The organism is Streptomyces sp. NPDC096105 (assembly GCF_044763335.1).
In the GTDB taxonomy this organism is placed as follows: domain Bacteria; phylum Actinomycetota; class Actinomycetes; order Streptomycetales; family Streptomycetaceae; genus Streptomyces.
This window is the reverse complement of record NZ_JBIWGC010000005.1, coordinates 392,639-403,070: the sequence shown is the minus strand read 5'-3', so window position 1 is coordinate 403,070 and position 10,432 is coordinate 392,639. Positions and strand designations below refer to the sequence as shown.

General features: G+C 73.3%; 7 protein-coding genes and 1 pseudogene. 4 read left to right on the top strand and 4 right to left on the bottom strand.

All coding sequences use genetic code 11. The features are described from left to right. Nucleotides 1-412: 412 nt before the first annotated feature. On the top strand, nucleotides 413-862 hold the full coding sequence (locus ACIQ8B_RS11875; RefSeq protein ID WP_290004237.1) for a PTS glucose transporter subunit IIA: 450 nt from the start codon (nucleotides 413-415) through the stop codon (nucleotides 860-862). 77 nt (nucleotides 863-939) lie between these two features. Beyond that, entirely contained in the window at nucleotides 940-2,610 is a 1,671-nt protein-coding gene (gene ptsP / locus ACIQ8B_RS11870; RefSeq protein WP_403546570.1) for a phosphoenolpyruvate--protein phosphotransferase, read from the top strand. Nucleotides 2,611-2,680: 70 nt separating this feature from the next. Here ptsP and ACIQ8B_RS11865 read toward each other — a convergent pair whose 3' ends face one another. Together ACIQ8B_RS11865 and ACIQ8B_RS11860 are read right to left on the bottom strand one after the other, a co-directional pair. Further along, nucleotides 2,681-3,571 carry a hypothetical protein gene (locus tag ACIQ8B_RS11865; RefSeq protein ID WP_290004240.1) on the bottom strand — a complete coding sequence of 297 codons (891 nt, stop codon included), beginning with the start codon at nucleotides 3,569-3,571 and terminating at the stop codon, nucleotides 2,681-2,683. A gap of 99 nt (nucleotides 3,572-3,670) precedes the next feature. Beyond that, complete coding sequence (locus ACIQ8B_RS11860) at nucleotides 3,671-5,647, bottom strand: acetoacetate--CoA ligase (RefSeq protein WP_403546569.1); 1,977 nt, start codon at nucleotides 5,645-5,647, stop codon at nucleotides 3,671-3,673. A gap of 213 nt (nucleotides 5,648-5,860) precedes the next feature. Between ACIQ8B_RS11860 and ACIQ8B_RS11855 the strand changes: the two genes are divergently transcribed. Next, nucleotides 5,861-8,179, top strand: a complete 2,319-nt coding sequence (locus ACIQ8B_RS11855) for a glycoside hydrolase family 31 protein (RefSeq protein WP_403546568.1) — start codon at nucleotides 5,861-5,863, stop codon at nucleotides 8,177-8,179. On the opposite strand, the gene ACIQ8B_RS11850 is transcribed toward ACIQ8B_RS11855, so the two are convergent. Continuing rightward, entirely contained in the window at nucleotides 8,170-8,700 is a 531-nt protein-coding gene (locus ACIQ8B_RS11850) for an NUDIX domain-containing protein (RefSeq protein ID WP_403546567.1), read from the bottom strand. The genes ACIQ8B_RS11855 and ACIQ8B_RS11850 overlap by 10 nt on opposite strands. Nucleotides 8,701-8,748: 48 nt before the next feature. Then, nucleotides 8,749-9,558, bottom strand: coding sequence for a M15 family metallopeptidase (locus ACIQ8B_RS11845; protein WP_403546566.1), 810 nt, complete (start codon nucleotides 9,556-9,558; stop codon nucleotides 8,749-8,751). Nucleotides 9,559-9,758: 200 nt separating this feature from the next. Here ACIQ8B_RS11845 and ACIQ8B_RS11840 point away from each other — a divergent pair. Further along, nucleotides 9,759-10,417 (top strand): annotated as a pseudogene (locus ACIQ8B_RS11840) (FGGY family carbohydrate kinase); the annotation flags it as partial. Nucleotides 10,418-10,432: the final 15 nt, after the last annotated feature.

The following is a 10,432-nucleotide window of genomic DNA, read 5'->3' as shown; positions in this document are numbered from 1 at the left end:
CGCTGTTGAGTTCTCAAGGAACGGACGCTTCCTTCGTACTCACCCTCTCGGGCTTTCCTCCGGGCGCTTCCCTTCGGTGTTTCCGACTCTATCAGTGTTTTTCCGGCCCTCTGACCACCGCTCCGTAGGCATACGGAGGGCGACCCAGAGATAGGATCTGACGAGTTGGATTGCTGCCGGGCCCAGGACGCGTGACCGCATCCCTCAGCCCCAGGCAGGTTTAAGACTGTACACGGGGTCGCCGACCACGTGCAAATCGATTAAGGTGCGTGGTCTAGACCTCTTGTCTGGATCACGGATCTGGACCTGTCCCCCGGAACCGGTACGTCTCATGACATACCCTGCTGAACAGCACGCCGGAGACAGCCAGTGACGGCGCTCGTACAGATCTCCACTTCTTGGGAGGCTTCCCATGACCACCGTGACGTCCCCGCTTGCAGGACGCGCCATCGGACTGTCGTCCGTGCCCGATCCGGTCTTCTCCGGGGCCATGGTCGGCCCGGGCACCGCGATCGACCCCGTGCGGGAGCCTTCCGAGGCCGTCTCCCCCGTCGACGGCGTGATCGTCTCTCTGCACCCGCACGCGTTCGTCGTCGTCGACGAGAGCGGGCACGGCGTGCTCACCCACCTCGGCATCGACACCGTCCAGCTCAACGGCGAGGGCTTCGAGCTGCTCGTCAACAAGGGCGACACCGTGACGCGCGGACAGAGCATCGTGCGCTGGGACCCGGCCGCCGTCGAGGCCGCCGGCAAGTCCCCCGTGTGCCCGGTCGTGGCGCTGGAGGCCACGGCGGACGCCCTCTCCGAGCTCCGTGAAGAGGGCGACGTGAAGGCGGGCGACGCGCTCTTCCTCTGGAAGTGACGTGACGCCGTCCCCACGACGGCGCAGGAACATCGGACGCTGCGGCGCGACCCGCCGCTTTACCGGAGACGGGTGAGATGGAGACAACGCTGCGAGGCGTCGGCGTGAGCCACGGTGTGGCGATCGGCGAGGTTCGGCACATGGGTACGGCGGTGCTGGAGCCGCCGGCCAAACAGATCCCGGCGGAGGAGGCGGAGCGCGAGCAGCAGCGCGCCCGTCAGGCTGTGGAGGCGGTCGCGGCCGACCTGACCGCGCGCGGGAACCTCGCCGGGGGCGAGGCGCAGGCGGTGCTCGAGGCGCAGGCCCTGATGGCGCAGGACCCGGAACTGATGGCCGACGTGGAGCGGCGCATCGCCGTGGGCAGCTCGGCCGAGCGCGCGGTCTACGACGCGTTCGCCGCGTACCGCGAGCTGCTGGCCAACGCGGGCGAGTACCTGGCCGGCCGGGTGGCCGACCTGGACGACGTGCGCAACCGCATCGTGGCGCGGCTGCTCGGCGTGCCGATGCCGGGTGTGCCGGACAGCGACCAGCCGTACGTGCTGGTGGCGAGGGATCTCGCGCCGGCCGACACCGCGCTGCTGGACCCCACGCTGGTGCTCGGCTTCGTGACCGAGGAGGGCGGGCCCACCAGTCACAGCGCGATTCTGGCGCGTGCGCTGGGTGTGCCGGCGGTCGTGGCGCTGCCGGGGGCCGGTGAGATCGCCGAGGGCACGCTGATAGCGGTCGACGGCAGCTCGGGCGAGCTCTTCGTGGACCCGACCGAGGAACGCAGGGCCGCTCTGGAGGCCGCGGCCGCGGAGCGCAGGGCCGCGCTGGCGGCGGCGACCGGGCCGGGTGCGACGGCGGACGGGCACAAGGTGCCGCTGCTGGCGAACATCGGCGGGCCGGCCGACGTGGCCGCGGCGGTCGAGGCGGGCGCCGAGGGCGTCGGTCTGTTCCGGACCGAGTTCCTGTTCCTGGACGACAGCGAGAGCGCTCCGTCCGAGGAGAAGCAGGTCGAGGCGTACCGGCAGGTGCTGGAGGCGTTCCCCGAGGGGCGTGTCGTGGTGCGGGTGCTGGACGCCGGCGCGGACAAGCCGCTGGACTTCCTCACCCCGGGCGACGAGCCGAACCCGGCGCTGGGCGTGCGGGGTCTGCGGACCCTGCTCGACCACCCCGAGGTGCTGCGCACTCAGCTGACGGCGCTGGCCAAGGCCGCGGAGGGGCTGCCCGTGCACCTCGAGGTGATGGCCCCGATGGTGGCGGACCGGGCCGACGCGAAGGCCTTCGCGGACGCATGCCGGGAGGCGGGGCTGCGCGCGAAGTACGGCGCGATGGTCGAGATCCCCTCGGCGGCGCTGCGGGCGCGCTCGGTGCTGCGGGAGGTGGAGTTCCTGTCGCTGGGGACGAACGACCTCGCGCAGTACACGTTCGCCGCGGACCGCCAGGTGGGTGCGGTCTCCCGGCTGCAGGACCCCTGGCAGCCGGCGCTGCTCGATCTGGTGGCACTGTCCGCCGAGGCGGCGCGGGCCGAGGGCAAGAGCTGCGGTGTGTGCGGTGAGGCCGCTTCGGATCCGCTGCTGGCGTGTGTGCTGACGGGGCTGGGTGTCACCTCGCTCTCGATGGGTGCGGCGTCGATTCCTTACGTGCGGGCGTCGCTGGCGAAGTTCACGCTGGCGCAGTGCGAGCGGGCCGCCGCTGCCGCCCGGGCCGCGGACAGCGCGGAGGAGGCGCGGAACGCGGCGCAGGCGGTGCTGTCGGGCGAGTAGTCCTCCCCGGACCCGCGCGCTGTGTGCCTGGGGCGCCCCACTTCGGTGGGGCGCCCCTTGTGCCGCTCGCTCAGTGCTGGTGGTCCGGGCCGGGGTCGGCGTCGGTGAGGTCGGGTGACGCGCAGTAGTCGACGTTGGACTCGGGCGGGATGATCTCGCCCGTCTCGGCGTCGGTGCAGTAGGCGTCGAAGACCTCTCCGGCGGTGAGCGGGACGAGTCCGTGGGAGCGCAGGCGCCAGCCGTGGATGCGGTCGGGCTCGCCCGGGGTGCTGGCACGCATCACGAGGCCGCCGGGGCTCGCGGTGGCGAGGCCGACGGCCAGGACGGTGGTGAACTCCAGGGCCTCGGTCTCGTCGATGCGTACGCCGTCGTCGGTGTCGTCGGCGTGCAGGACGGCGACGAGTGATTCGGGTGGTCCGGAGACGCTGCAGACGAGGTGGCGGTCGCCCGGCGGGGCGGTGTCGAGGATGCGGGTGACGAGGCGGGAGGCGCGGGCGAAGGCCGCGTGTCCGAGATCCTCGCCGCAGGAGGCGCAGGGACCGAGGCGGGCGAGGAGTGTGGTGGCGTATTCCCAGGTGGCGCGGCGGACGGCCTCGTCGACGAGGGTGGTCATGAGGTCGGCCAGGGGACGGCCGTCGTAGGGGACGGCGGGTCCGGTGGCCGCGCGTTCGGCGGTGAAGCGGGTGCGGCTGGCGGGGCTGTCGGGGTCGAGGCCGTGGTGCGCGCAGTACTCGGCGTACTCCTCGGGGTCGAAGAGGGCCACCGTGGTGTGGCTGCCCTGGAGGGCGCGGGTGCGCAGGACCGCTTCCACGTGTTTCAGGTAGGTGGCGTGGTCGTCGAAGACGAAGCTGTCGTAGCGCCGCATGGCGCGGAAGTCGTGTTCGTCGGTCAGCACGCCGATGGTGCCGGCGACCTCGCGGCGCAGGACGCGTCGCAGGGTCCGGTGGTCGGTGTACGCCATGTCTCCCCCTCTGCACAGTCGATCAATGCTCACTCACCGTAATCGGCGGCACTGACAACGGGCGGAGGAGGAGACGCGGCGTGACCGGTCCGGGGCCGCTCAGGGGCGGGTGCGGGCCAGTTCCTGGTAGGGGACGAGCAGGTCGAGGTCGTCGATGGAGCCGGGGTTGACGGCCTTCTCCAGCGGGGTGCCCTGGAGGAGGCGCTTGACCGGGACCTCGATGCGCTTGCCGGTGAGGGTGTGTGGGATGCCGGGCACCTCGATGATCTCGTCGGGGACGTGCCGGGGCGAGAGCTGGGTGCGGATGGTCTTCCTGATGCGGTCGGTGAGGTCGTCGTCCAGGGTGGCGCCGGGCGCCAGGTGGACGAAGAGGGGCATCCAGTAGCCGCCGTCGGGCTGTTCGACGCCGACGACGAGGGACTCCCTGATCTCGGGGAGGCGTTCGACGGCCTCGTAGATGTCGGCGGAGCCCATGCGGACGCCCTGGCGGTTGAGGGTGGAGTCGGAGCGGCCGTGGATGACGACGGAGCCCCGCGAGGTGAGGGTGATCCAGTCGCCGTGGCGCCAGACGCCGGGGTAGGTGTCGAAGTAGCTGTCGTGGTAGCGGCTGCCGTCGGGGTCGTTCCAGAAGTGGATCGGCATGGACGGCATGGGGTTGGTGACCACGAGTTCGCCGACCTCGTCGGTGAGGGGCTTGCCGCTGGGGTCCCAGGACTGCAGGTCGGTACCGAGGCAGGGGGCCTGGAGCTCGCCGACGTGGACGGGGAGGGTGGGGACGGCTCCGGCGAAGCAGGAGCAGACGTCGGTACCGCCGCTGACGGAGGCGATCCACAGGTCGTCCCCGCTCTCGGCGAACTCGTCGTGGAGCCAGCGGAAGCCGTCGGGCGGCAGGGGGGAGCCGGTGGTGGCGACGCATGTCACGGCGGACAGGTCGTAGTCGCGCGCGGGGTGGACGCCGGCCTTGCGGCAGGCCATGACGTACGCGGCGGAGGTGCCGTAGAGGGTGGCTCCGGTGCGTTCGGCGATGCGCCACTGGGCGCCGGTGTCGGGGTGGCCGGGGCTGCCGTCGTAGAGGACGACGGTGGTGCCGGTGAGGAGGCCGGAGACGAGGAAGTTCCACATCATCCAGCCGGTCGAGGTGTACCAGAAGAAGCGGTCCTCGGGGCCCAGGTCGCAGTGCAGGCCGAGCTGCTTGAGGTGTTCGACGAGGATGCCGCCCTGGGACTGCACGATGGCTTTGGGCAGTCCGGTGGTGCCGGAGGAGTAGAGCACCCACAGCGGGTGGCCGAAGGGCACCTGCTCGTAGACCGGTTCGGTGTCGGCGGCGGTGAGGGCGGACCATTCCAGGGCGCCGTCGGGGGCGTCGGTGCCGAGCAGCGGGATGTGCACGACGGCGCGCAGGGTGGGCAGTTCGCGGCGGAGTTCGGCGACGATGTCGCGGCGGTCGTGTTCCTTGCCGCCGTAGCGGTAACCGTCGACGGTGAACAGGACGACCGGTTCGACCTGCTGGAAGCGGTCCAGGACGCTGCGGGCGCCGAAGTCGGGTGCGCAGGAGGTCCACACGCCGCCGACGGCCGCGGTGGCGAGGAGGGCGACGACGGCCTGCGGGACGTTCGGCAGGTAGCCGCTGACGCGGTCGCCGGGCCGTACGCCGAGGGCGCGGAGCTCGGCGGCGAGGGAGCCGACCTGGCGGCGCAGTTCGGCCCAGGTGACGGGGCGGGGGTCGTGGGTCTCGTCCACGTGGAGCAGGGCCGGCTCGTCCGCGCGGGAGTCGGCCGCGCGCAGGGCGTGCTCGGCGTAGTTGAGGGTCGCTCCGGGGAACCACTGGGCGCCGGGCATGGAGCGCTCGCCGAGGACGCGCTCGTACGGCGTGGCGAAGCGGACGTCGAACCACTCGGTGACCGCTTTCCAGAAGGTCTCCAGTTCCTCCACGGACCACCGGTGGAGCGCCGCGTAACCGCCGTCGGCGGGGGCGCCGTGGTGCTGGGCGGCCCAGGCCTGGAACCGGGTGATGCGGGCCTCGGCGATACGTTCCGGTGTCGGCTGCCAGAGCGGCTGAGGGTTCACGGTCGACATGGGGCGGCTCCCGGACTGTGCGCGTCGTGTGCGTCCTCCGCGCACGGGCTGGGGTGTGCGCGTGACGCGGCTGACAGGGACGATGCCATGTGATCGACTTCCGCACCAGGGCGCCCCCCACATAGTCCCTGTCGTGAAGATGTGGTCCGTTCACGGGTGAACGGGAGTTGAACGCCACGCCTGCGGGGCGCGGTCGATGGCAGGGTGAGCAACATGAACGGTCGTGACCTGGTGCGTTCGTGGTGGTCGGTCGGCGGGGCGGGAGCGGCACGGGGACTGCGTACCGTACGAGCAGCGTGGCGCAGGCGGGGGGCGGACGCCACCGGGCCGGTGCGGGCGCGGGTGCCGGGGACCGTGCGGGAGGCGGAGCCGGGCCTGGGCGGGGGTGTGATCCGGTTCGGCCGCTCGGAGCTGCGGATCCTCGTGGCGGTGAACGGCGCGGTGTTCTGGGGCTGGGACGGGGCGGGCCCGGAGCCGTCGTACGCGCTGGCCGGTGCGTGTCCCGAGCCGGATCCGCGGGCCGCGCTGGAGCCGGACACGGACGGCGGCTGGCGTGTGGTGGCCGAGCGGGTGACGGTCGCGGTGTCACGGCACGGTGCGCTGGAGGTGCTCACGCCCGGGGGTGTGATGCTGCGGCGGGATCTGCCGCCGCGGTGGTGGGAGCCGGGGGACGGGGGTCCGGCGTGTTGGATGCAGCGCGCGGAGGTGCCGGCGGACGCCCGTTTCTTCGGTCTGGGCGGCCGGGCGGAGGGGCCTCGGCTGCGGGACGGCACCCACCGGCTGGGGAACGGCGTCGCCGGGCGGGCCGCCGAGGGCGCGGGGAGCCCGGCCCCGGTGTCGATGCCCGTGCAGCTGGTGGTGGCCGACGCGGGCACGCATCTGTTGTTCGTCGACAACCCGTGGGACGGCACGGTGACGCTGCGGGAGGGGGCGGAGGGCGCCGGTTCCGGGCACGACCGGGTGGGCACGAGCGAGCTGCGCATGGCGGGCGGTCCGGTGCGCGGCTGGGTGGTGGCGGGCACGCCGGCGCGGGTCCTGCTGACGTGGGCGTCGCTGACCGGGGCGCCGGCGCTGCCGCCCGCGTGGGCCTTCGGCCACCACCATGTGCGGGAGGGCGCCGGCGGGGAGGACGACGTGCGGCGGGTCGTCGCCGTGCACCGGGAGGGCGGGCTGCCGCTGGAGGCGGTGCATCTGGGGTGCGGTCACCTGGACGGCCGCCGGGCGTTCACCGTCGACCAGGACCGTTTCCCGAAGCTGCCGGTGCTCGCGGACGAGCTGCGGCGCGAGGGGGTCCGGCTGGTGTCGGTGGTGACCCCGGCCGTGCGGGCCGCGCCGGGCGGCGCGGTGTACGAGGAGGGGACGCGCCGGGACGCCTTCGTGCGGGACGGCTCCGGGGAGGTGGTGCGCGCGGCGGACCGGCGTGGCGAGGCGGTGTTCCCGGACCTCACCGACGCGCGCGTGCGGACCTGGTGGGGCGGCTGGTACGCGGAGCGGGCGGAGCAGGGCTTCACGGGGGTGTGGCACACGCTCGACTCGCCCGCCCCGGTCGGCGGGGAGGCGCACAACGTGTACGCGCTGTGCCTGGCCCGGGCGGCGTCCGAAGGGCTGCGGGACGGAGCGGTCGGCGGCGAGCGGCCGTTGGTGCTGTCCCAATCCGGGTGGGCGGGGCTCCAGCGGTACGGCGGGGTGTGGTCCGGCGAGGGGGCCGCGGGGTGGCCCGGACTGCGGGCGTCGCTCGCGCTGGTGCTGGGGCTCGGGCTGTGCGGGGTGCCGTTCTCGGGGCCGGACGTCGTCGTCGGCGGCAAGGACGGTTCGTCCGAACTGTACGTGCGGGGATTGCAGTTGGGCGCGTATCTGCCGTTGCTGCGTACGGTTGCGGCCACTGCGGCGGGTGACCGGCCGTGGGAGTGCGGCGCGAGGGTGTTGGAGCACGCTCGCGCGGCGCTGGACGAGCGGCGGCGTCTGCTGCCGTACTTCGTGACGCTGGCGCATCTCGCGCGGCGGACCGGGGCGCCCTGTGTGCGGCCGTTGTGGTGGGCGGCGCCGGAGGAGCGGGCGTTGCGGGACTGCGAGGACGTCTTCCTGCTGGGGGACGCGCTGCTCGTGGCGCCGGTGCTGGAGCCGGGCGTGGAGCGGCGGGAGGTGCGGCTGCCGCGCGGGCGGTGGTACGACACGGCGACGGAGCGGGTGTACGAGGGGCCGGCGAAGGTGCTGGCCGACGCCCCGCTGGAGCGGATACCCGTGTTCGCGCGGGCGGGCGCGGTGGTCCCGGTGCGCGGGGAGGACGGGGGGACGGTGCTGGAGGTGTGGGCGCCCGCCCCGGGCCGGAGCGGGGGCGGGCCGGTGGTGCCGGACGGCGGGGACGAGGGGGCGGAGCCGGAGGTCGAGCGGTACTCGGTGACCTGGTCGGGCCCGCGGGTCGTCGTCCGCCGGGAGGGGGAGGACGGCGCGCGGGAGCCGTCCCGGCCGGTACGCGTCCGCGGGCTCGGCCGGTCCGGGGGGCCGGACGTAGCGGCCCCGGATCAGAGGTAGCGGCCCTCGAAGAAGGCGCGCACGGCCACGGTGTGCAGGGGGAAGGCGAGTTCCTCGGGGCGGCGCAGCAGGTGCGTGCCCTCGGTCTCGTCGGTGGGCGCGGAGGCGGGCAGGTCGTCCGCCGGGCGCTCGGGCAGCAGCCCGAAGAGCAGCAGGTGGCCGTCGGGGGCGCTCATGGCGTCGGCGAGCCGGACGTCGCGGCCGGCCGCCTCGAGGCCGGTCTCCTCCTTGAGTTCGCGGACGACGGCCTGGCGCCAGTCCTCGTCGTGGTCGATGTAGCCGCCGGGCAGGACGGTGCCGCCCTGGGCGGGCGGGATCGACCGGGTGACGACGACCAGGGCCGTGCCCTGGGTGTCGTACACGGGCTGGAGGGCCACGGCGACGGGGAGCGGGTTGCGGTAGGCGACGGCGCCGCAGGCGGGGCAGGTGCGCGGCCAGCCGGAGACGCCCTCTCCGTAGGGCGTGCCGCAGGACGAACAGTGGGAATCCGCCGCGGAGTTGAGAACGTGGGTATCGGACACGCGCGGGACTGTATCCGATGGCGGAAGGGGCGTCTTCGGGAGGGCGGTTCAGCGGTGGCCGGCGAGGGACCTGCGGGCCACGGGGAAGTCGAAGTAGGTGTCCGGGTAGGTCTCGGGCTTGAAGGTGTAGTGCCACCACTCCTCGGCGAGGTTCACGAAGCCGAGGTCCTCCAGGGTGTTCTTGAGCAGCATTCGGTGGGCGCGCTGCTCGCCCGTGATCCGCGGGTCGAGGGTGTGGCTGAGGGTGTCGAAGCAGTCGTAACCGGTGCCCATGTCGACGGAGTTGTCGGGGAACCGCTCGTCCTTCGGCGCGAAGCAGGGGGTGAGGGGTTCGCCCGGGCGGTAGGGCCGGGTGGGGCGGGCGGGGAGCTCGACGAGGGTGAGGTCGACGGTGGAGCCGCGGCTGTGGCCGGATTTCTCCGCGATGTACCCGTCGGCGAACAGGCGGGTCTTGTCGACATTCGGGTAGAACTCGGCCTTCATGGTCTGGTCGTCGAGGTCCTCGGCCCAGCGCACGAAGTGGTCCACGGCGCGCTGCGGGCGGTAGCAGTCGTAGACCTTCAGGGAGTAGCCCTGCGGCAGCAGCCGTCGCTGGGCGGAGCGGAGGGCCTCGGCGGCGGGGCGGGTGAGGATGCACAGGGGCTGCCGGTAGCCGTCGACGGGCTCGCCGACGAAGGTGTGCGGGGTGACGTAGCGGATCTCGTGCAGGATCGTCGGGTCGACGCTGTGGAGGGCCACGAAGTCGCGGGGCGCCTTGGGTTCGGGCGTCGCCCGGGCGGGCGCGGCCACGGTGGTCGCGGTGAGCAGGGCGGCGAGGGCGGTGACCAGGGCGCGTACCGCGCGCGGCACATATGTCATGTCCTTTGCATTTATCAGACGGGGACGGCTGTACGGAAGCAGGCGCCCCGGCCCGTTCCGCCGCGGACCCTGACGCTTCCCGGGCACCGGTGAACACTTCCGGCGTCCGTCGGCATCCTCGTACGTCCCGGCGCAATTCGGCGCGCCGCGGCCGGCGTCCCACCGACGCCAGGACTTCCCCACGGGCGGTGCGGCTGCGACGGCACGTCCCCGACGTGACCAGTGCCGGACGGACCGTGCTGGTGAGCCTGGAGACCCTCCCGTGGGACCCGTCCGTCCTGTCCGCGATGCGCGTCCCGGAGGCGTTGCTCCCGGAGATCAGGTCCTCCGCCGAGGTCCACGGCACCGCCGTGGGCCGGCTCGCCGGGGTGCCCGTGGCCTCCGCACTGGGCGACCGGCAGGCCCCGGTCTTCGGGCAGGCCCGCCACGACGCCGGCACCGCCAAGAACACCTGCGGCACCGGAAGTCTCCTGCCGCTCGACACCGGCGCCCGGCCCGTGCCGTCGAAGAACGGGCTGCTCACCACCCTGGGCTGCAGGACCGGCGACGAGGGCCGGTCCACGGCCTGGAGGGGTCGACCGCCCTCACGGGCGCGCTGGTCCAGCTGACGCGGCACCAGGAGGACGTGCTCGACGTGCCGGTGATCAGGCCCCGGGTCTCGGAGACGACCTGCCTGGGCGCCGCCTACGCGGCGGGACTCGCCACGGGCGTGTGGAGCGGTCCCGACGGACTGAAGTCGCACTGGCGGAAGGACGCCGAGTGGACGCCGCCATGTCGTCGTCCGTGCGGGAGCGAGTACCGCAACCGGCGGAAGGCGGTGGAGAAGAGCCTCGTCCGGGTCGAGGAGGGCGGGGACTGAGCCACGCGCGCGTGG

Coding starts and splice junctions, on each gene's coding strand:
- ACIQ8B_RS11875 (WP_290004237.1), top strand. CDS start 413: ATGACCACCGTGACGTCCCCGCTTGCAGGACGCGCCATCGGACTGTCG.
- ptsP (WP_403546570.1), top strand. CDS start 940: ATGGAGACAACGCTGCGAGGCGTCGGCGTGAGCCACGGTGTGGCGATC.
- ACIQ8B_RS11865 (WP_290004240.1), bottom strand. CDS start 3,571: ATGGCGTACACCGACCACCGGACCCTGCGACGCGTCCTGCGCCGCGAG.
- ACIQ8B_RS11860 (WP_403546569.1), bottom strand. CDS start 5,647: ATGTCGACCGTGAACCCTCAGCCGCTCTGGCAGCCGACACCGGAACGT.
- ACIQ8B_RS11855 (WP_403546568.1), top strand. CDS start 5,861: ATGAACGGTCGTGACCTGGTGCGTTCGTGGTGGTCGGTCGGCGGGGCG.
- ACIQ8B_RS11845 (WP_403546566.1), bottom strand. CDS start 9,558: ATGACATATGTGCCGCGCGCGGTACGCGCCCTGGTCACCGCCCTCGCC.